We start from the raw sequence: 22040 nt of genomic DNA, 5'->3' as shown, positions 1-22040 counted from the left end.
AGAGGCGAACGATGAGCAAAGAATTGTTATTAGTTGCTGAGGCATTATCAAACGAAAGGGGTGTTAGTAAAGACGTTATTATACTTGCCATTCAGGCCGCACTGGAGTCTGCAACTCGAAAAATCCTTGGAATGGATATAGGCGTCCGCATAAAGATAGATTCTAAAACGGGTGAATATGAAACTTTTAGATATTGGGATGTAGTTAATGAGGATGAATTAGAATATCCAGATCACCAATTGACATTGGATCAAGCAAAAGAACGAAATCCCTCAGTAGCTCTTGGTGATCGAATTGAGGAAATTATTCCCTCTATAGAATTTGGAAGAATTGAAGCACAAACGGCACGACAAGTAATTATGCAAAAAGTGCGTGAGGCTGAACGTGAATTGGTAATCGATCAATTTCGCACTAAGCTTGGGCAATTGGTTTATGGAACTGTTAAAAAAGTAACGCGCGATAATATAATAATTGATTTGGGTGGCAAAGCCGAAGCATTCTTGCCTCGATCTGAGATGTTGCCTCATGAAATGTTTCGCCCGAATGATAGAGTTCGAGCCTATCTGTACGAAATTACCCCACAAGCCAGAGGACCACAACTGTTTGTAAGCAGAACTCGGAATGAAATGCTTGTTGAGTTATTCCGAATTGAGGTTCCAGAGATTGGTGAAAACATAATAGATATCAAAGCCGCTGCTCGTGATCCTGGAAACAGAGCGAAAATTGCTGTGAAAACCAATGATGGACGCATTGATCCCATTGGTGCCTGCGTCGGTATGCGCGGTGCAAGAGTCCAGGCTGTTTCAAGTGAGCTAGGTGGTGAACGAGTTGATATCATTTTATGGGATGATAATCCCGCCCAATTAGTTATCAATGCTATGGCTCCAGCAGATATAACATCGATAGTTGTTGATGAAGACACCCATACTATGGATTTAGCAGTGACAAAAGAGCAGCTATCACAAGCAATCGGTCGAAATGGACAAAATGTGCGTTTAGCCAGTCAATTAACAGGATGGACATTAAATGTGATGACCGCTGAGGAGTTTGAAAATAAGAATCAGGAAGAATCCGGTAAAATAGTTAATCTATTTACCAACGCTCTGGAAATTGATGAAGAAATAGCATCATTATTGGTGGCTCATGGATTTTCTTCCCTTGAGGAAGTCGCTTATGTTCCAAAGGAAGAGCTGTTGGCTATTGAAGAGTTTGATGAAGAGATAGTTGAAGAGTTAAGGAATAGAGCAAATGATAAACTATTAACTATGGCGCTTTCTTCAGGTAAAGGTTTATCAGGTACTCCAGATGAATCACTGTTAAATATGGATGGAATGACAGAGGATTTGGCAAATAAATTAGCAAGTAAAGGAATTACGACAATGGAGGAACTGGCAGAGCAATCTGTAGATGAATTAATGGAAGTCGATGGCATCACCGAAGAAAAGGCAGGTGCTTTAATTATGAAAGCAAGAGAACCATGGTTTCAATAAAACATGGTTATCATAAATTCACTAACATGGTGTTAGACGTATTTAGAATATATTCAGCTTTATAAAAAGTTGCTGAGAGGGGATTAAAATATGGCGGATGTGACGGTTAAACAATTAGCTCAAGTCGTTGGTATCCCGGTTGAACGCTTATTGAACCAGTTACAGGAAGCAGGATTATCTTTTACTGATGATCAACAGACTGTGAATGAAGAGCAAAAGCGGATCTTACTTAATCACTTAAAGGGTAGTTCCAGCCGTGATATTAGTGCTGCACCCGAAAGAATAACTTTAAGACGTAAAAGCCTGTCACAGGTAACTGTCGGCCATGATATTCATAGTGGGAAAACGGTAAATATTGAGGTTCGTAAGAAGAAAACTTTTATAAAAAGAAGTTCGCTTCCTGAACAACCCGAGATTGAAGAGTCTGTAGCATCTCCTGTTGTCGAAGAGCCGATTCATGAAGAGATTCCTGAAGTTAGCGAAATCCCTGCTGAAACTCCCGAGTTGAAAGAGACTGAAGAAAACACAGTGACGGAATCAGTTGCCGAGGAAGAGGTCAAAGAAACTCCAAAGAGTGAACAGGAAATTAACGTAGAGGAAGAAACAGAAAAAGTAGAGTCCTTAGCACTATTAGACTCTGATGTTTTAGTGGATATTGCTGAAGTTTCTGAAATTGTGACACCTGCTTCTAAAAAAGAAGAAATTAAATCTGAGAAACCGAGTAAAAAGAAACATTTGGAGCAATCCGACTCAGATATCTCCGAATTCAAAAAAGGTAAGAAAAAACCTAAATATCAAACATTTGATCGTGATGATGAGGAACAGGATACACACAGACGCGGTGGGCGCAGCAAATTCAAAAAGCGCAAGGGTACTGAAAAATCTGATAAATACAGAGAAGCGGAAGAATCATTAACTCATGGATTTGCATTACCTACTGCTCCGATAGTTAGAGAAGTGCATATTCCAGAGACAGTAACTGTGGCAGAACTGGCAAAGCGTATGTCAGTAAAAGCAGCTGAAGTGATTAAAATTATGATGTCCTTGGGTGCCATGGCAACAATTAATCAGGTAATAGATCAGGAAACAGCCATAATTGTTGTAGAAGAAATGGGCCATAAGCCAGTAGTTATCAAAGAAGATGCCATAGAGGTTGGTTTAGGTGAAGCCATTTCAAAAGGTACTAAAACCGAATCAAGAGCGCCAGTTGTTACAATTATGGGGCACGTAGATCATGGTAAAACTTCCTTGCTCGACTATATTCGTCGCACAAAGGTAGCGGCAGGTGAAGCAGGTGGTATTACTCAACACATAGGTGCTTACCATGTCAGTACACCAAAAGGGAATATTACTTTTTTAGATACTCCAGGACATGCGGCATTTACCGCAATGAGAGCTCGTGGTGCGCAAGCAACTGATATCGTGATTTTGATCGTAGCCGCTGATGATGGTGTTAAACCTCAGACTATAGAAGCTATTCAACACGCTAAAGCTGCAAAAGTTCCAATTATTGTTGCGATCAATAAAATGGATAAGCCTGATGCTGATCCAGAGCGAGTTATGAATGAATTATCAGTTCATGAAGTGATACCTGAAGCATGGGGTGGTGATACCATGTTTGTTAATATTTCAGCAAAAGCAGGTATGGGTATTGATGACTTGCTTGATGCTATTTTATTACAGTCAGAAGTGTTGGAATTGACTGCTATGACAGATGGTGCTGCAAAAGGGGTCGTTATTGAATCACGTTTGGATAAGGGACGTGGTCCTGTCGCTACTGTTTTGGTTCAAAGTGGAACTTTGCATAAGGGTGATATTTTATTAGCAGGATTCCAGTATGGACGTGTTCGAGCATTAGTTAGTGATAATGGTGATTTAGTTGATAGTGCTGGACCCTCTATTCCTGTCGAAGTGTTAGGGTTATCAGCCATTCCTCATGCAGGAGACGAAGCAGTTGTTGTTTCTGATGAGAAAAGAGCCAGAGAAGTTGCATTGTTTAGGCAGGGCAAGTTCCGTGATGTTAAATTGGCAAGACGTCAAAAAACATCTATTGAAGGCATCATGGAAAACATGACAGCCACAGAATCCAAGGTATTGAATATTGTTCTAAAAGCAGATGTTCAAGGATCGCTAGAGGCAATTTCTGATGCATTGATTAAATTATCAACAGATGAAGTCAAAGTAGAGGTAATATCAAGTGGCGTAGGTGGAATAACTGAATCGGATGTTCATCTAGCTATAGCTTCGAATGCTATTTTAATAGGGTTTAATGTGAGGGCTGATGGCACAGCCAAGCGTTTGGCTGAACAAGAGTCCGTATCGATTCATTATTATAGTGTTATCTATGATATTGTGGATCAGATAAAAGGCGCCTTAACAGGTATGCTTGCCCCTCAATTTAAAGAAGAAATCATTGGTATTGCCGAAGTTCGCGATGTATTCAAATCACCCAAAATCGGTGCCATTGCCGGATGCATGGTGGTTGAAGGTAGTGTTAAACGTAATAATCCTATACGTGTATTACGCTCAAATGTTGTGATTTATGAAGGAACATTAGAATCATTAAGACGATTTAAAGATGATGTTTTGGAAGTACGACAAGGTTTTGAGTGCGGTATAGGTGTAAAAAATTACAATGATGTAAAACCTGGTGATTTAATTGAAGTGTTTGAGACAGTTGAAATTCAGCGTGACTTATAAAAAATGAGTAATAATTTTAAGCGAACTGATAGAATTGCTGAGATGATTCAACGCAAATTGGCTTTGATAATTCCTCAAGAAGTAAAAGATCCTCGTTTAAAAGGATTTGTTACCATCTCAGCGGTCAAAGTGACTGCTGATTTAGGTCATGCCAAAATTTATTTTACTGTTCTTAATGACGATAAAATGGTTATTACCAACATTTTAAATGGTGCATCCAGTTATTTAAGAAGTGCTTTGGCAAAGAGCATTACATTACGAACCGTACCTCAACTTCATTTTATTTACGATGAGTCTATAGAATATGGAAAACGGTTGAGTCGATTAATTGATGAAGTAAATCCACCTGATTCAGATGACAATGACAACAGTTGAATCACAATGTTCTATTGACGGGATTCTGTTACTAAATAAACCAAAAGGGATGTCATCGAACGCCGCTCTTCAGAAAGCAAAGCATTTGTTTGGGGCTAGAAAAGCTGGTCACACGGGTAGTTTGGATCCTTTAGCAACTGGTATGTTACCTATATGTTTTGGCGAAGCAACCAAAATTTGCCAATATCTTCTAAATGCGAATAAATGCTATGAAACCACTGGGAAATTAGGGATAAAAACAAACACATCAGACTCTACTGGCGAAGTGATATTTCGTTGTGAAAACTATGCCGTTAGCAATGAACAATTGATTGACGTATTAGAGAAACATAAGGGTAAAATCAAACAAATTCCATCTATGTTTTCGGCTTTGAAATACAAAGGTACACCTCTGTATCGGTTCGCCAGGGAAGGCATAGAAATAGAGCGTGAAGCGAGAGACATAGTAATAAGCCAATTAAAGTTAGAAGAATTTGATGGTGAACATTTTTCATTAACAGTGACCTGTAGCAAAGGAACCTATATACGTAATTTAGTAGAGGACATTGGCGAAGCTTTGAATGTTGGGGCTCATGTGACTCGACTGCATAGACTTTATACCGAAGGCTTTCAAAATAGTCTGATGTATTCATTTGATGAATTGCAAGATATGTCTTTACCCCAAAAACAGAATTGTTTAATCGCAATGGATCAAGCAATCAATTATTTGATGTCAGTAATTCTTACAGAGTTTGAAGTGATAGCAATTCGCCAAGGCAAGGTAATTCCAAATAAAATGGATGATATTAGAGAAGGAAGTTATTTGCGTCTCTATGATGAGAAATCTGAATTTATTGGGATTGGTGAAGTTTTAATTAATGGTGATATTAAAGCAAAAAGATTGCTATCGTTCATATTGTGACCCCAATTATTAGATAAGTTGATGTCTATTTAGAAATAAATATGAATTTTTTTACACAAATTAATATTCACTACTTGTTTCATTTGGCATGCCTTGGTAGAATGTTTGCCTTTAAAAGAATACTTAGCTTAGTTCCAGGAGTAAATAATGTCGCTAAATAGCGCGGAAAAAGCAGAAATTATTAATGAGTACAAACGTAATGATAAAGATACAGGTTCACCAGAAGTCCAGGTTTCTTTAATTACTAATCGTATTAAATATTTAACTGACCATTTTAAAGAAAACAAAAAGGATTTTCATTCCAGACGTGGCTTGCAAGAATTGGTTAATAAGCGCCGTAAGCTACTAAAATATTTGAAGCGTAATGATCAATCTCGCTATCAAACATTAATCCAAAATCTGGGATTGAGAGATTCCTATTGATTGATGAGATCATTGTCCCTATAGGGACGTGTCAAATTAATAAATACAGTTTTAAATTAAAAGGCGCAGCGTTCTGCGCCTTTTTTTTCTTTATATTTACTTAATGAGGAACATTACGTGGCAAAAATTATAAAAGAAATAGCATTAGGTAACCACAAATTAATATTGGAAACCGGTGAAGTTGCACGGCAAGCCGATGGTGCTGTAATGGCAAACATGAATGGTACTCAAGTGCTGGTTACGGTAGTTTGGAAAAAAGACGGCGGTGAAAGCAATGACTTTTTCCCATTAACAGTAAATTACCAAGAAAAATTCTACGCAGTTGGTAAAATTCCTGGTGGATTTAATAAGCGAGAAGGTAGGCCAGCTGATAATGAAACCTTAATTTCGCGTTTGATAGATAGACCGATCCGGCCATTATTCCCAGATAACTTTTTTAATGAAGTACAGATAATCGCTACTGTTCTATCTTTAAATCCTGAAGTGTCTCCGGACATTATTGCAATGATTGCGGCGTCTGCTGCACTTTCAATTTCTGGCGTACCGTTTAATGGTCCTATAGGGGCTGCTCGAGTAGGCTATAAAGATGGGATTTATTTGCTCAATCCAAGTAGAAAAGAGCTGGAAGAGTCCAAGCTTGATCTGGTTATTGCAGGTACAAAAGATGCCATTCTGATGGTAGAGTCAGAAGCGCAAGAATTAAGTGAAGACATTATGCGTGGTGCCATGACTTACGGTCATGAAATGATGAAAAGCGTTATAAAAGCAATAGAAGAAATGGCCAACGAGGTTGGTAAAGCCAAAGTCGAATGGAAAGCACCTGGGGTCGATACGGTATTGCAAGCACGAGTAGATGATGTAGCGCGAAACGAAGTTGAAGCAGCTTATCTTATTAAAGACAAACAACAACGATATCAACGATTAGATGATTTGAGAGAGCAAACTATTGCTGCATTACTGGTTGAAAATGACGAATTAAAAGCAGAAATTATTGCTAACATGTTTGGTGAATTAGAGCGCTCCATAGTACGCAATCGCATTCTTAATGGTGAGCCCCGCATTGATGGTCGAGACCATAGAACTGTTAGGCCAATTTCTATTCGTACCAAATTTTTAGAAAGAACACATGGTTCCTGTTTATTCACCAGAGGGGAAACACAGGCTATTGTTGTGGCCACTTTAGGTAACGAACGTGATGCTCAAATATTAGATGGGATAAGTGGTGAAAGTAAAGACCGATTTATGTTGCATTATAATTTCCCTCCTTATTCTGTTGGAGAAACTGGACAAGTAGGTAGTCCTAAACGCCGCGAAATTGGCCACGGTCGTTTGGCAAAACGTGCTTTGATGGCTGTACTACCTGAATCCAGCGAATTTCCTTATGTATTACGTGTTGTATCCGAGATTACAGAATCCAATGGTTCCAGTTCCATGGCTACTGTTTGCGGTACTAGTCTGGCATTAATGGATGCTGGTATTCCTTTAAAAGCTCCAGTTGCTGGTGTCGCTATGGGGTTAATTAAGGAAGGTGATCGTTATGCTGTTTTAACGGATATATTGGGTGATGAGGATCATTTGGGTGATATGGATTTCAAAGTAGCAGGTACAGAAAAAGGTATTACCGCTTTGCAGATGGACATCAAGATTTCCGGGATTACCAATGAAATTATGGAACAGGCTTTGGAGCAAGCTTTAGAAGGTCGTATCCATATTCTTGGCGTCATGAACAACTCACTTTCAGAGCATAGAACTGAATTATCTCAACATGCACCAAGGATCTCAACTATGAAAGTAGCTGAAGATAAAATTCGCACTATTATTGGAAAAGGCGGTACAACGATTAAAGGACTTATCGAAAGTACTGGCGTATCTATTGATATTGATGATTCAGGTGTAATTCAATTGTTTTCACCAGATAAAATGGCCTTGGAAGAAGCACAAAAACAAATTAAGGCTCTAATTGCTGAGATTGAAGTAGGACAAACTTATCAAGGTAAAGTGAGCAAAATAGTTGATTTTGGTGCTTTTATTAATCTACTGCCTGGTAAAGATGGGTTATTACATATTTCTCAGATATGTGCTGATAGAACGCAAAAGGTAGAAGAAGTATTGCAGGAAGGTCAAGATATCGAGGTGTTTGTTGCAGGAGTTGATAAACAAGGTCGAGTCAAGCTGGAGTGGAAAAACAAACCACAAACTGAAACCAAAGATGACAAAGGCAATTCAGACTCAGCCTCCTTCCCTGCAATAGAAGAACAATCCGAAGAAATTAATACGGATACTAAAATCTCTGAAGAAGAGGAATAATAGTACTTTGGATTTCTGTTAATTATAACTCGCAAGAGGCTGGCTCCGCTTGCGAGTTATAAGTGTATATTGCAAAATTGTATAATTCCAGGATGTGGTTATTCTTTTGAGAGGACTCTCGCTGGATCGCATACCACAAGGGTACTTTTCCTCTTCACTAATATTATGTTTTATGAGATTTCTATAGCAAAAAAGCAAGTTTAGTATTGCAATTGAAAGCCTAAGTAACAAAGAAAATTAAATTGCGAATGATTAGATAAACCAGTTGTTATTTCCACTGAAATTGATCTTATATATTAGGAATTATTTTTAAATAATATTGAATAATGAAACGGATATTTTTCTTTTTTGCATTGATAAGCTCTACCAGCTTAGGGCAAAACTTACCTTTGAATCTCTTAAAATATCCCGCTGGATTTACTGTGAGTATTTATGCGGAACCCGTTGTTGATGCCCGTGAAATGGTATTAGGTACTAAAAATATTGTCTTTGTAGGTTCAAGAAACGCTGGGAAAGTATACGCCATCATACCAGATAAACAAAATCCTCATGGTACCCGAGTTCTAACTATAGCCTCAGGATTGAATATGCCAAATGGAGTTGCATTTCATAAAGGAGCTCTTTATGTTGCTGAAGTTGGACGTATTTTACGATTCAATAATATTGAAGCCAATTTAAATAATCCACCGAAACCAGTTGTAGTTACCTCAGAATTGCCAAAAGAAAAGGCTCATGGCTGGCGTTTTATTCGATTTGGGCCCGATGATAAGCTTTATATTGGAGTGGGCGCTCCTTGCAATGTATGTTTAATGAAAGATCCGCGTTTCGCTACTATTATGAGAATGGATGCCGATGGTCAAAATTTTGAAGTTTATGCTAAAGGGATACGCAATACAGTTGGATTTGATTGGGATCCTGTTCATCACAATCTTTGGTTTACAGACAATGGACGTGATTGGTTAGGGGATGATTTGCCTCCAGATGAGCTAAATGTTGCCCCAAAAAAAGGTATGAATTTTGGTTTTCCGTATTGCTATGGTAAAAATATAGCAGATCCTGTTTACGGCAAATTATATTCTTGTGCTGAATTTACTTCTGCTGCTTTTGAATTCCCAGCTCACGTAGCTCCTCTCGGAATGTCATTTTATACTGGCGAATTGTTCCCATCCGATTATCAGGGACAAATTTTTGTTAGTGAACATGGTTCCTGGAATCGCAGTCATAAGATAGGCTATCAAGTGATGACAGTAAAAATTAAGAATAATTATGTAACCGAGGTTAAACCATTTATCAGTGGGTGGTTACAGGGTGAAAAAACATGGGGAAGACCTGTTGATACACTTGTAATGCCAGATGGGTCATTATTGATCTCGGATGATTATGCTAATGTAATTTATAGAGTCGGCTATAAACAATAAAGTTAGCAAATGTTTGGCGTAGGTTGAATTGAGTACCAACCTACGATGAATGTTTTAATTTTTTATAAATGGGTTAGGGTCTGTTTATATTACTACATCTCGGTGCTTTTAGACTAAAGTCAGCGAAACGACAAAAGACCCAATTCATTCTTTAATGAACTAAATTCAAAAACTCCATACGGCTACTTGGGCTGTTGCGCATTTCACCAAGCATAACTGAGGTCGTCATTACGGAATTTTGTTTTTCAACACCACGCATCATCATGCAAAGATGTTTTGCCTCAATGACTACTGCAACTCCACGAGCTCCAGTAATCGATTCAATACAATGGGCAATTTCCCCTGTCAATCGTTCTTGAATCTGCAGTCGTCGTGCGTAAAAATCAACAATACGAGCAATTTTAGATAAACCTATTACTTTACCATGAGGCAAATATCCAACATGGCATTTACCGAGGAAAGGCAATAGATGATGCTCACATAATGAGTACAGCTCAATGTCTTTGACGATAACCATTTCACTCATGTCAGAATCAAACAATGCACCATTAATGATTTCGTCAAGATTCTCATTGTAGCCCTTAGTCAAATAACGTAAGGCGTTAGCTGCTCTTCCTGGAGTGTCTTTTAGTCCTTCGCGATTTATATCTTCGCCTAATTCTTTAAGCAAATTTGAGTATAATTTTTCCATAGCAAGGATTCCTAACCTGGCGGCCAAGTCATTTGACGTCCACCGAGTAAATGTAAATGAATGTGGTAAACTTCCTGCCCTCCACCGGAATTAACGTTAAAAACCAATCGATACCCTTTTTCGCTTAGACCTTCATCTTGAGCTAATTTTTTTGCTCTTATTATAAGATTAGCAACAAGATCACTATCACCGTCATGCACATCATTGATGGTTGCAATATGCTTTTTGGGTATAATCAATAAATGAGTTGGCGCTTGAGGTCTAATATCGCGAAAAGCCAATATATTATTGTCTTCAAAAACCACTGTTGCAGGAATTTCACCCTGGGCAATTTTGCAAAACAAACAATTCATAGGTAATCCGATTGTTAGATTCAAAATGATATTATACATTTCCTTTATTATATTGCGAACGCTTGTCTTTGCCTTTTGACGTGATTTTTCGCATAATACCTCTTTTTTATTATTATAAAGGTGCGTAAATGAGTTTAATGGAAATTCAGAGCGGTCGTGATGTACCCAATGAAATTAATGTGATCATAGAAATTCCTATGCATGGAGAGCCTGTAAAGTATGAAGTTGATAAAAAAACTGGTGCTTTATTTGTTGATCGATTTATGACTACTGCAATGTTTTATCCAACCAATTATGGATATGTACCTCATACTTTATCAGAAGATGGTGATCCAGTAGATGTATTGGTTATCACTCCCGTTCCGTTGATTAGTGGAGCTGTGATTTCATGCCGTGCGATTGGTATGTTAAAGATGACGGATGAGTCTGGGGTGGATGCCAAGATATTGGCTGTTCCAACTACGAAATTGAGCAAAATGTATGAATCCATGCAAACTTATCAGGATATTCCTCAGCATTTGTTGTTATCCATTGAGCATTTTTTTAAACATTATAAAGATTTGGAAGAAGGGAAATGGGTTAAGATCGATGGTTGGGTAGGACCAGATGATGCTCGAGAAGAAATACTATCTAGTATTAAACGTTATAATCAAGTGAAAAAATAAGATAGTTACTACAAAATTAAGTTGAGTGTTGAGCATCGCTCAGCACCCACTCTATTCTATAGTCATAATGACTCTCTTTTTTTATCCTACTCCCAAATGACAAGTTCTATTGTATAATTTGTCATTCCTCAAAGCATAAGGATATTAAGTGCAATTCCCTATTTCTACTCTATTGATTTTATTATTTTTCCTAATATGTTTATCGGCTTTTTTTTCTGGTTCAGAAATAGGCATGATGTCTATCAATAGATATAAATTGCGGCATTTAGTAAAAAGCAATGATAAGCAAGCCATTAGAGTTAACCACATGTTGTCTCGACCTGATAAATTGCTAAGCGTAGTCCTAATCGGTAATACTTTAGCAAATATAGTGGCATCTACTCTAGCTACTTTAATTGGACAACGTTTTTATGGAGATGCTGGCGTTGCCATAGCGACCGCCCTACTGACTATGCTTGTCCTGGTGTTTGCAGAAATGACGCCTAAAACACTAGCGGCTATTTACCCTCAACAAGTAGCTTTTGTTACTTCATTGCCATTGAGCATTTTGCAATGGATTTTTTCTCCCTTAGTACATTTAATCAGTTTTATTTCTAACGCCATCTTAAGGTTGTTTGGGATATCTGTGAAGCGGATTCAAAAAGAAATGTTAACTGGCGAAGAATTAAGATCGGTGGTTCATGAGGCGGGTGGCTTAATGCCTGTGGAACACAAAAGTATGTTGATTAGTTTATTAGATCTGGAACAAGCGACTGTTGAAGATATTATGGTTCCTAAAGCAGATATCGTTGGAATTGATTTGGATTTACCATGGATTGAACTTTTGGAACAGCTAGAAACGGCGCAACATACAAGATTACCTATTTATCATGGTTCTATTGAGCATTTAGTTGGGATGATTCACGTCAGGAATATTTTGAATTTGGCGTTAGAAGATAAATTGAATATTGATAATTTATTAAATAGTGCAGAAGCCCCGTATTTTATTCCTGAAGCAACGCCATTAAATATTCAAATATTAAATTTCAGGAAAATGAAAAGACGAAGTTGTTTCGTTGTGGATGAATATGGCGATATCCAGGGGCTTGTCACTATGGAGGATATTCTTGAAGAAATAGTTGGAGAATTTACAACAGATATAGCAGCCTTGAGTCGTGACATTGTTCCTCAACACGATGGGTCAGTCATAGTTGATGCCAGTATAACTATTCGTCATTTAAACCGTATGATGAGTTGGAGCTTACCGTTAATAGGGCCAAGAACTCTAAGCGGCTTGATCATTGAACATTTGGGATACATCCCTCCCCCAGATTCTTGTGTCGCCATCGATCATTATCGTATTGAAATATTAAGGGTCAGCGATAATATCATTAGAGGAGTGAAGATGATTAAAAGCAATAAGAAAAGAATATAACATCATAATCTGGCTCTAGTATCAGGATGTTAGATAAAATATTTTATTATCCTGATTAGAAGCGTACCAAACACTGTAAGGTGAGTCGTCATTAATAAATGGTAAAGGTTTAGCGGTTTTTTTTAAGAAAATAAAGTTTAAATCTATACAATCCATTTACTATGATTCTGTCTTGCTAAAAAAGAATTAAATAATTGACAAATTAATTTTTTAAGCTAATCTTGTTTTTGTGCAATGCAACATATGGAGAGTGTAATGAAAGAGCAATTTTTTCAGCAAAAAAATTTAAATACTATGGTTCGTTCTATTGAAAGACCGATGCAGGATTTATTAGATCTGAATCTTAAAACATTGCAAAATATGTCTTATGTGACTCCTGTCGAATTTTTAAATGTTTTAAAACCAGAGCAGATCCTGGAAAAAAATATGAATGTATTAATCCAGAATAGTCAGAAAGCCATGAATTACATGTTGAATGTATTTCAGATAATGGAACATCATTGGATTAATATTTTTGATCAGATTGCTGAAAATCCATCTGAAAAGAAAAGCAGTCTGCCGATAGCAAAATCAACTCATTTGGCTGATTCCAAAGTAAAAAAAGCGTCAGCCAGTAAAGCCAGTTCAGTTAAAAGTAAAGCAAAGCCTGTTGCTAAGAAGACGAAGACAAGTAAAGCAAAACCTAAGAGTAGCAATCAAATAAAAGCGAAGGAAAATACCCAAAGCTCGCCAAGCGTAGCCAAGCAACAGCCTCAAGCATCGTTATCTTCTTCGCAACAAAATGTAGAAAAACAGGGTGCTAATGATCCTGGCAATTTGAAAAAATCTGTTCTTTTGTTAAAACCAGAATCAAAGGATATGGGGTCACCAATTAATAAACCTAAATAATTGACATCTCATCTTGTCTATTTTTTATACTTCTATAAAAATCACAGTCAATATAAGTGTGATTGAGAGTACGAAGAGTAGAATGATAATGTACATGAGACAGCAGCAGTTCACTCCCTATCTCCGGAATGCCATAGCTGCGTCCAGTCTTCCAACCTGGATGCAACTATGGTATTCCACCAAGATATCAAGATATACACCCTAACGATTACATGCGGTATGGCATCATGCCGGCAAAGCAATTGTCTATTACATAATGAGTATATTTCTATTAATCAGGGAAGATAATTAGAATGTGGCATCACTTTCTTTAAGGGTTACAACTCGGGCGGTGAACATATAACCACCATTGCGAATGGTTTTAATTAAAGCTGGCTTTTTCTTATCTATTTCAATTTTTTGACGCAAGCGACTGATTTGAACATCGATTCTTCTATCAAAAGGAACCAAATCTGTGTTTTTGGTAATTTGTAATAAAAACTCCCTATCCAAGACACGTTGTGGTTGTTGAACAAAAGTGAGGAGTAAATCATATTCACCAGCACTTAATTGTAATTCCTCATTGTTGTCTCCAAATACTTGTCGGGATGCTGGGTAAAGTCGCCAATTTGCAAACATTAATACTTCTTTGCCAAGATCTATCTTTTGTTGTGCTCTTACTACTCGTCGAGAGATAGCCCCAATTCGTGCATGTAACTCACGGGGGTAGAGAGGTTTTGTCATGAAATCGTCAGCTCCAGTCTCAAGCATTGTAATACTTGATTCTTCATCAGGCTTATTATTAATAACAATTAATGGTACTGGATACAGGTTGTAAAATTGCTTAATTGTTTCTGGCTCAGTTTTTAAAATGGACCAATTGATTAAAATTGCAGTGGGCATTCCTTTTTCAATGTGAATAGGAAAAAGATTTTTCTGTTGTACAATATCCAGATTAAATTTTTCAAAATAGTCTTTCAGGTCTTCACTGACTGTTTCAGTATCAATAAATAGCAAATAGTGGCGTTTTGGCATCAATTTGCCTCAAAGGTCAAAAAATACTTTGCTTTAATTTTGGCAAGTTTATTAATTGCTTGCAATTATTTTTATACATTTATGATTAAATCACTAGAAACAGGGAACAATTTATTTTGTATCGATATTGATTTGGCAATAAGAATTAGGCAAATTTTTATTTTCAATGTAACAAGACCCATGAAACGCAACAATCTCATCATTATACCAGTTTTTAGTTCAGTGACTTAGTTTGTCTAACCTCCCTCATTTTAAAAATTTTTTTGTTTCAACCTTGGAATTTTTCGTAAGTCCTGTGTTATTGTTAAAGTTCGAGCTTCAGGATGATGCTTGAGGAGAAATGGATGACTCAAAATACACCTACCTTATCAAATTGGTTTGTAACGGATAATTATAGAGCCAAAGCACAAATTAAATATAAGCTAAAACACTTAGAGAATCGACTTGGCAAGTGTTTTGATCAACAAGAGGGTGATATTTGCCCTGTAAAAGACATACATTTACTGTGCATGATTTTATCCAATAAATATTGGGATTATTTAAAATTAATAGACGCTCACTCCAAGTTTAAGCATTTGGAACTGCCTGAAGTACTTAATGAAATAAGTTGGTTAGATGCTTATAGCCGAATTGAAACACTAAAACAAAAACTTTCCAAGGTAGTCGATTCATTAGAAGAAGTTCAGGTTATTGTGGAAATATCGCTACTGTATAAACATATTGCGAAATCAATTGAATCCAAAGATTTTTCTGGGAAAATAAATGATTCAGTTGAGGAGTATATTGACGAATTCAAGCAGTTATTTAAGAAAGAAAAACTTAGATTATGGTTATCTAAGTTGGTTGATATTTGGAATCAAAAATCTATTTTATTCAAGGAACCTGCAAAATTGTTTCGTAGCTGGACAATTGAGGAACAGTCGGAGGCTTTGGAGTTTTTTTCTGAATCTGAGTTAGTCAATTTAGTCAATGCTATCTTTTTCTATAAATTGTATCCCGATAAGTTATTTAATGAATTGATTCATCCTGAAAAATTAGTTTCAGTAAGTATGCGTTTGGGTTTTTTGCACGAATTCATCGAAGTTCTACAAAGGCAATTACATAGCAATGCACATCAGTATGGATTAAATCCTGGTATTGATTTTTTATTTCATGGGGATGAACTTCCTCAAGGAATTATGATTGAGGTGAATGAAGTATATAGAGAAATAATCCAATTAGCTGTTAAAAATCTTAAAGTATCATGCACACCTGAGAATAATGAAAAAGTTACTTTAGAACGTTTGCATGACTTGGGGCGGGCTTACAAATTTTGGTTTAATCCTAATAGGTTGATAGATGCTGTGATGGTATTGCAGCAGCGTTTGGTTACAGAGGGTAAATCTCACGAGGAAGATTTGGCAAAATTTCACCAGGAAATGCTCATTCTATATCGCCAACTTACTACAACAGAATGTTTGGATTTATATGGATATTTTGCTAATAATGACAGTCGATATCTACTTTATACTTTGTATTCCATTATTAATGGGTATTCTTTAGATTGGTTACCATCACTAAATGAAACTGAAAAAAAAGCTATAGACAGAGTGTATAACGCATTAAAGTGTGTCATGGAAGCATTACGGGTTGAATTAAAAAACAGATGTGTTACAACCGAACCTTGTGCATATGATTTGGGAAAAAAACATGTTCAGGTGGGGCGGCGTAATCGAGAAGCCGTGTTTCGAATCATTGCAATTTATGGGTGTGAAACAATAACAGTCAGTGACACATTAGAAAAATTGTTTAGCTTCATAGAAGAGCCAAACAGAGAGCTTTAGATTTTAAGCCAAATTACCTTGGAGTATAGGGGCGAAGTATGGTTTATGCAGATTCCATGAAACAAAAGTAAGCAACTCTTACTGAACCTAATCTTTTCTTAGGTTACAGAGGGCATTTATTGAATAGGATAAACCAGTTTTTTACCATAGAATTTTTGAAGTTGTTCCTTTAGTTTTTCTGCAGGGCTTGATTTGGCAAAATCGCTTTCTAAATTATCAATCCATTCTCCAGTTGAGAGGTTCAGAATGACAGGTATATAGATATTATCATCAGGGTATAAAGCTAAAATCCAATTTCCGCTTATGACCCCATACAACTTTTGATTATTTACATTGATTAATTCGTTTGGTTTTAACTCAAGCTCACCAGTATCCGGGTTAACTTCGTAGATTTTTTTTCCTAATTCAATGGCTTTTTCTTTAGTAAAATCTTGATTTGGAAACATGCCACTTTCAATAAAAAACGTGCGATTTGGTAATGGCGCATTCGGGTGAATTATCGCTGGTAACAATGATATACCATCCATTTTTTGTTTATTGGTAATATTTAGGAAGTCAAGAATAGTTGGTGCCAGATCAAATAATGCTATTCTCGTTTTTATTTTGCTTGTTTTTGTAAGTAATCTTCCATTCTTGTAAATATTAAAAGCCAGAAGACTATGATATTGCATGGGACTTAATATGTCGGAACCATGACCAGCGCTTTTATCCAATTCAGTTGCGGTTTTTGTTTTAAAGTAATCTGCAAGTTTGCTGGTTAACGGGCTTTGATATTTCTGATAACTGGTTAATCGTGTGTTTGGGTAATAAAGTACTTCTCCATGGTCACTTAATATAATGAGCAGGCTATTTTTAAAATAATTATGTTGTTTTAGATATGAGAAAATGGCTTTAAATTGGTTGTCTACTGCTTTCAGTGCACTTTGATAAAGAGCATCGCGTTTACTGAGGCTGAATTCGTTGTTCACTTGATTCGGTAATGAAGCTGCCCAGGCATAAGGCCAATGTGGAAGAGCAAAATGTACAGCAAGAAAAACAGGGCGTTTTTGCTGTAAAGACAGTTCTTTTTCTAATTGGATAGTAAAGGTTTCGGGGTAGTATGATATGAAACTGGCTCTATTACTGTAATTGTAGGGGAATAACCAGGAGCCAATTCGAAAGTTAATCAGTAAATTCCCAAGAGGAAAATCATTATAGGAACCTAACATGACATCATTCACACCTGTTTTAGGTCCAATGATTTTTTTAAAACCGAAATCTTTATCTATACTATTAAATCGTCTGTCATCTGTTGCGTATATTGTGTTATACCCTAGTTTTCTCAATTTCCATACAATACTGAACTGACTTTTAACTCGATTTCTTTCTACCAAATTTTCTTCTGCAAGATGGTGTTTAGGGTATAAGCCAGTCAAGATAGAACTCCATGCTGGATAAGTTCTGGCCAAAGGACTGATGGTGTTTGTAAATTGAAGGCTGTCAGTGAGCACTTGATAAAGAAACGGCATGTTTCTGGAAGTGACACTTTCTGGGCTTAAGCTGTCTATCCCCAGGATAATAATATTAGGTGACTGGTTAAGATTTTGGTTGGGAGTGGGTTTCAAATAATGATTTAAGATAATAATACAAACTACAAAAGGAAGCGCTATTAATAATATGCGAATGCTATACCGATAAAACAAACAATTTAATAATAAAATACTCAGGCAAAACAAAGAAAAATAAAGTAATGTTAAAAAAATAAATGCAGGGATCGGTGGTGAAAATAACTTGCTGAAGACACTAAGGGGAAAATAATAAGCGTTGGCACTTAATATAAAGCAAGCAAATAGAGACCAAATGATGGTTTGCCATTGATCAACAGAGAAATAATGCCATGAACGTTTTAAAATTCCGACAAGCATTATTGTTTGAACCAAAGAGATAATAATATACAGGCTGAATTGAATAATTATTGTTCCAATAATTTCAAAGTAGATTGTCCAAGGTAGTTTGATGGAACTGATTAAGCTTTCAGCGTGGGAATAAAGAAGGAGTAATTGTAAACCAAAAAAACAAAAATTAAATAATAAAAACTGCCAAAAATAAGAAAAGATGGAGTGATTTTGTTTCATGACGGATTGTCTGCGGGACAGTTGATATGCCAGTTATAAATATAACTATCAATAGTATTGATATGTTTTAGTTGGCTGCGCAAAGGTTCCTGTGAGAATTGTAGTAAATGTTTAATGACATATTTTTTAGTACCACCAAAATCATCTTCATACCAATCATATAGCTTAGAGACAATTAATTTACCTTCAATGACTTGCACCCCTCTAAGAGAATTAATATATTTAGAAGCGGCATTGTTAAGCTGTTGCTCTAGTAATTCTCCTTGGTAGGCCTGCTTATTAAGATTGGGGGCACCTATTGTTGCATTATTTAATGCGTAATGTGTTCTAGGGTCATTCCAAATTGGGCGAATAATCCTGTTATTAATATCATCTAAAGATAAGCTGGTATTTTTGATAGTAATAATATTTGCTCCCCAAGGGCCAACACTGAATAAACCAGGGGAAATATTGATCTCCTGTATGTTCGCGATAGGATAATAGTTTGCTACTGTTAATACAGTAAGAGCATTATATAAATTGATCCAATACGCTAATTGTTCTTGACGATTATAATTATCGATATCGATTTGTGATAAAGTTTTTATATATTCTTTTAGTGAAGTTAAATCCTTTTCGCTTAGGTTAGCATAGTCGACTAAGTTGATGTCCTCTTCATTGGTGATTACATGGTGATCAAGAAAATTTTGCCATACCTGGTGAGAAATGACTTGTTTAGAAAGGGGATTATTGACTAACCACTTGGGCCATAAACTTCTGTGAAAGGAAGCATGGGCTGTGCTTGTCATAAGACTTATAGATAATAAGAATAATATGAGTATTTGTTTTCCGAGTAAAATGAACGTGGACTTAGATTTAAACATTAAGTACTGCTCTATTCTTAAGGGCGCTGCTTATAGTATTTCCATCTAAAAATTCTAATTCGCCGCCTGATGGTATCCCATGCGCTAATTGACTGATGTTGACTGCTTCATTTTTTAGTAATTGATGAATGAAATGGATTGTGGTTTGACCTTCAACACTAGGGCTTAATGCAAGAATAACTTCCTGAATTTTTTCTTTGATAATGAGTTCCTTAAGTTTTGGTAGTCCTATGTCATCAGGCCCTAATCCATCAAGAGGAGAAATTTTTCCCATCAAAACAAAATAATTACCTTGAAAGGCGTTGCTTTGTTCTATAGCAGAAACATCGGCTGGACTTTCCACCACACAAAGTAATGTTGGATCTCGATTGGGATTTTGGCAAAGAGCACATAGAGCTTGTTCGGTGTAATTATTACACCGCTGACAATGGCTGATGTGTTTCATCGCTTGTTCTAAACAGGAAGCGAGGTGTAAGCCTCGCTGTCTTTGGTGTTGCAATAAATGAAACACCATTCTTTGTGCCGATTTTGGTCCTACACCTGGAAGGCAGCGAAGCGCTTCTACCAAGCGGTTTAGAGCATCCATAGTTAGGCTTACTCTCCTTCTTTGTCACCCATTAAATCAGTTGGAATATTAAGGCCAGCAGTTAGTTGGCTAATTTTTTCTTTGGATGCTTTTTCAATTTTGCGCACTGCATCATTGACTGCGGCAGCAATTAAATCTTCTAGCATTTCAATGTCTTCATCCATTAAGGTTGGCTTGATTTTAACTTCTGTTACATCATGACGCCCGTTCATCTTAATGGTAACCATGCCACCACCAGATTCGCCACTGACTACCAACTGGCTTAATTGTTGTTGCGCTTCTTGCATACGTTGTTGCATTTTTTGCGCTTCTTTCATTAAATTACCTAAATTTTGATTAATATCCATTACAGCCTCGTTTGGTTATGGTTAGTTAAAGTATTATAAGTCATCTTTTAACAGGACAATAGAATTTTTGACCAATTCTGCTGAAAATTCTTGTTGTAACTGTTGAAATACAGGATCAGTATGTAAGGCAACCTCGGCTTTTTCTTGTTTTTTTTGGGTAGCCTTTTCTTTTTGTTGTGCTGGAGATGCATGCACTGCATCTTTACAGTTTAAAATGATTTTTACTGGACTTTTATAATAATCAGTCAGAGAGGACTCAATTCGGCTAATTGTTGTGGGGGTGAATAACGACTGATGTCCTTTATTAACTCCCAATGTTACTTTTTGCCCTTCTTTACTAATGAATTCGGCATTTTCTATGGCATTGAGTGCCAAACCAGACAGTTTTAACTGGGGTATTATGTTGGTCCAGTCAATTGACTCAGTAGTGAAAGTAGTATTATTTTCTTCGATTTGCATTGATTGAGATAAATTAGGAACAGAGTCGCTTGTTGCCTCTCTAACGACAGGTATTGCTTCAATTGCTGTATTAGTATTTCGCTCATTCGTATTGTCAATAATGGGCAAGCTGGTTGTGTTATTTTGCTCGAACATTAAAGGTGGCCTTGTTGTATGGTGTGCTGGTTTAAAAGTGTACATGCGAAGTATTGTCATGCTAAAACCAATGGCCAGAGTTGGGGCAAGATGAATTTCCTCGCGTCCTTTAATGCCTATTTGATAAAATAGTTGGGTATCTTCAGCGGAGAATTGTTTTGCCAGCTCTTTAATTCCTGCTATTGGATTAATTAAAGGATTGCTCTCAGTCAGGCATTGATAAATACTAATTTGGTGCAGGTAATTAAGTATTTCATCAAGAACATATTGAAAATTTCCCCCTTCAACAATAATTTGCTGACTTAAGGCCAGCATTGCTGAAGCATCTTGTTTTGCTAGTGCTTGCAATAGTAGTAATGCGTAATCTTGTTGGGTATAGCCCAAGATCATTTTTACATCACTGGCCAGTAATTTCATTTCACAGCTGGTAATTGCCTGATCGAGCAAGCTTAATGCATCACGCATGCTCCCACGGGCTGCTTGAGCTAATATATCCACTGCTTGAATCTCAAAATCCAATTGCTCTTCATGGAGGATTGATTGTAATTGTCGGCTTATTAACTCGGCAGACAAATACTTCAGATTAAATTGTAAACAGCGGGACAAAACAGTAACCGGTAATTTCTGTGGGTCAGTTGTCGCCAGAATGAATTTCACATGAGAAGGAGGTTCTTCTAAAGTTTTTAATAATGCATTAAAACTATGCTGAGACAACATATGGACTTCATCAATCAAATAAATTTTGAAGCGGCCATTGGTTGGTGCATATTGTACGTTGTCGAGCAAGTCTCGTGTGTCTTCAACTCGAGTTTTCGAGGCACCGTCAATTTCAATGAGATCAATAAACCGACCCTGCTCAATTGCAATACAAGTATCACATTGGAGACAGGGTTCTGATGTGATTCCTTTTTCGCAATTTAGAGCTTTGGCTAAAATACGGGCGATGCTGGTTTTACCGACACCACGGGTACCAGTAAATAAATAGGCATGATGCAATCGTTGCTGGTTCAGCGCATTGATCAATGCTTTATTAATATGTTCTTGGCCAACCAGTTGGGAAAATGTGCGTGGTCG

Annotated in this window: 18 protein-coding genes and 2 pseudogenes (1 of these 20 only partly in view); 12 read left to right on the top strand and 8 right to left on the bottom strand. The window is 36.8% G+C overall.

The window, feature by feature from the left end:
- The first annotated feature begins 11 nt into the window (after positions 1–11).
- The 8 genes and pseudogenes from nusA to ACZ5EK_RS14595 all read left to right on the top strand — a co-directional run bounded on the left by nusA (position 12) and on the right by ACZ5EK_RS14595 (position 9614).
- Positions 12–1490, top strand: a complete 1479-nt coding sequence (gene nusA / locus ACZ5EK_RS14630) for a transcription termination factor NusA (protein WP_464430435.1) — start codon at positions 12–14, stop codon at positions 1488–1490.
- A 90-nt stretch (positions 1491–1580) separates the two neighbouring features.
- Positions 1581–2100 (top strand): annotated as a pseudogene (locus ACZ5EK_RS14625) (translation initiation factor IF-2 associated domain-containing protein); the annotation flags it as partial.
- A 68-nt stretch (positions 2101–2168) separates the two neighbouring features.
- A pseudogene (gene infB, locus ACZ5EK_RS14620) lies at positions 2169–4190 on the top strand (translation initiation factor IF-2); the annotation flags it as partial.
- A 3-nt stretch (positions 4191–4193) separates the two neighbouring features.
- Positions 4194–4565 carry a 30S ribosome-binding factor RbfA gene (gene rbfA, locus ACZ5EK_RS14615; RefSeq protein ID WP_464430434.1) on the top strand — a complete coding sequence of 124 codons (372 nt, stop codon included), beginning with the start codon at positions 4194–4196 and terminating at the stop codon, positions 4563–4565.
- On the top strand, positions 4552–5466 hold the full coding sequence (gene truB / locus ACZ5EK_RS14610; protein WP_464430433.1) for a tRNA pseudouridine(55) synthase TruB: 915 nt from the start codon (positions 4552–4554) through the stop codon (positions 5464–5466). The genes rbfA and truB overlap by 14 nt, the downstream gene beginning before the upstream one ends.
- A gap of 147 nt (positions 5467–5613) precedes the next feature.
- Positions 5614–5889 (top strand): 30S ribosomal protein S15, encoded by a 276-nt coding sequence (rpsO, locus tag ACZ5EK_RS14605; RefSeq protein WP_464425518.1) that lies wholly within the window; start codon positions 5614–5616, stop codon positions 5887–5889.
- Positions 5890–6006: 117 nt separating this feature from the next.
- Positions 6007–8196, top strand: a complete 2190-nt coding sequence (gene pnp / locus ACZ5EK_RS14600; RefSeq protein WP_464430432.1) for a polyribonucleotide nucleotidyltransferase — start codon at positions 6007–6009, stop codon at positions 8194–8196.
- 326 nt (positions 8197–8522) lie between these two features.
- The gene (locus ACZ5EK_RS14595) at positions 8523–9614 is read left to right on the top strand and encodes a PQQ-dependent sugar dehydrogenase (RefSeq protein ID WP_464430430.1); all 1092 of its coding nucleotides are present in this window, start codon (positions 8523–8525) and stop codon (positions 9612–9614) included.
- A gap of 151 nt (positions 9615–9765) precedes the next feature.
- Here the strand turns inward: ACZ5EK_RS14595 and folE are convergent, their stop codons facing one another.
- Positions 9766–10305, bottom strand: a complete 540-nt coding sequence (folE, locus tag ACZ5EK_RS14590; protein ID WP_464425513.1) for a GTP cyclohydrolase I FolE — start codon at positions 10303–10305, stop codon at positions 9766–9768.
- 11 nt (positions 10306–10316) lie between these two features.
- The gene (locus ACZ5EK_RS14585) at positions 10317–10658 is read right to left on the bottom strand and encodes a histidine triad nucleotide-binding protein (protein ID WP_464430429.1); all 342 of its coding nucleotides are present in this window, start codon (positions 10656–10658) and stop codon (positions 10317–10319) included.
- Between the two features lie 128 nt (positions 10659–10786).
- On the opposite strand from ACZ5EK_RS14585, the gene ppa reads away from it, so the two are divergent.
- The 3 genes from ppa to ACZ5EK_RS14570 all read left to right on the top strand — a co-directional run bounded on the left by ppa (position 10787) and on the right by ACZ5EK_RS14570 (position 13625).
- Positions 10787–11323, top strand: a complete 537-nt coding sequence (gene ppa, locus ACZ5EK_RS14580; protein ID WP_464425510.1) for an inorganic diphosphatase — start codon at positions 10787–10789, stop codon at positions 11321–11323.
- 148 nt (positions 11324–11471) lie between these two features.
- Positions 11472–12737, top strand: a complete 1266-nt coding sequence (locus ACZ5EK_RS14575) for an HlyC/CorC family transporter (protein ID WP_464430428.1) — start codon at positions 11472–11474, stop codon at positions 12735–12737.
- Positions 12738–12992: 255 nt separating this feature from the next.
- A complete protein-coding gene (locus tag ACZ5EK_RS14570) occupies positions 12993–13625 on the top strand; it encodes a hypothetical protein (RefSeq protein WP_464430427.1) in 633 nt (210 codons plus the stop codon).
- Between the two features lie 288 nt (positions 13626–13913).
- Here ACZ5EK_RS14570 and ACZ5EK_RS14565 read toward each other — a convergent pair whose 3' ends face one another.
- Positions 13914–14639 (bottom strand): winged helix-turn-helix domain-containing protein, encoded by a 726-nt coding sequence (locus ACZ5EK_RS14565; RefSeq protein ID WP_464430426.1) that lies wholly within the window; start codon positions 14637–14639, stop codon positions 13914–13916.
- 344 nt (positions 14640–14983) lie between these two features.
- Between ACZ5EK_RS14565 and ACZ5EK_RS14560 the strand changes: the two genes are divergently transcribed.
- Complete coding sequence (locus tag ACZ5EK_RS14560; RefSeq protein ID WP_464430425.1) at positions 14984–16462, top strand: hypothetical protein; 1479 nt, start codon at positions 14984–14986, stop codon at positions 16460–16462.
- A gap of 116 nt (positions 16463–16578) precedes the next feature.
- Here the strand turns inward: ACZ5EK_RS14560 and ACZ5EK_RS14555 are convergent, their stop codons facing one another.
- The 5 genes in view from ACZ5EK_RS14555 to dnaX are tightly spaced (at most 33 nt apart) and all read right to left on the bottom strand, a layout consistent with a single transcriptional unit that may run on beyond the window.
- On the bottom strand, positions 16579–18576 hold the full coding sequence (locus tag ACZ5EK_RS14555) for a sulfatase-like hydrolase/transferase (RefSeq protein ID WP_464430424.1): 1998 nt from the start codon (positions 18574–18576) through the stop codon (positions 16579–16581).
- A complete protein-coding gene (locus ACZ5EK_RS14550; RefSeq protein WP_464430423.1) occupies positions 18573–19439 on the bottom strand; it encodes a DUF547 domain-containing protein in 867 nt (288 codons plus the stop codon). Before ACZ5EK_RS14550 ends, ACZ5EK_RS14555 begins: the two co-directional genes overlap by 4 nt.
- A complete protein-coding gene (gene recR, locus ACZ5EK_RS14545; protein WP_464425498.1) occupies positions 19432–20025 on the bottom strand; it encodes a recombination mediator RecR in 594 nt (197 codons plus the stop codon). Before recR ends, ACZ5EK_RS14550 begins: the two co-directional genes overlap by 8 nt.
- A gap of 8 nt (positions 20026–20033) precedes the next feature.
- Complete coding sequence (locus ACZ5EK_RS14540; RefSeq protein WP_010948445.1) at positions 20034–20372, bottom strand: YbaB/EbfC family nucleoid-associated protein; 339 nt, start codon at positions 20370–20372, stop codon at positions 20034–20036.
- 33 nt (positions 20373–20405) lie between these two features.
- On the bottom strand, positions 20406–22040 hold the 3' portion of the coding sequence (dnaX, locus tag ACZ5EK_RS14535; RefSeq protein ID WP_464430422.1) for a DNA polymerase III subunit gamma/tau. Its footprint extends 30 nt past the window's final position; the window shows 1635 of its 1665 coding nt (coding positions 31–1665); its start codon lies beyond the right edge, outside the window — the gene reads right to left on this strand; the stop codon is at positions 20406–20408.

The sequence above is a fragment of the Legionella sp. JM-2024 genome, from assembly GCF_055389095.1.
This window is presented reverse-complemented; position numbering and strand designations above follow the sequence as displayed.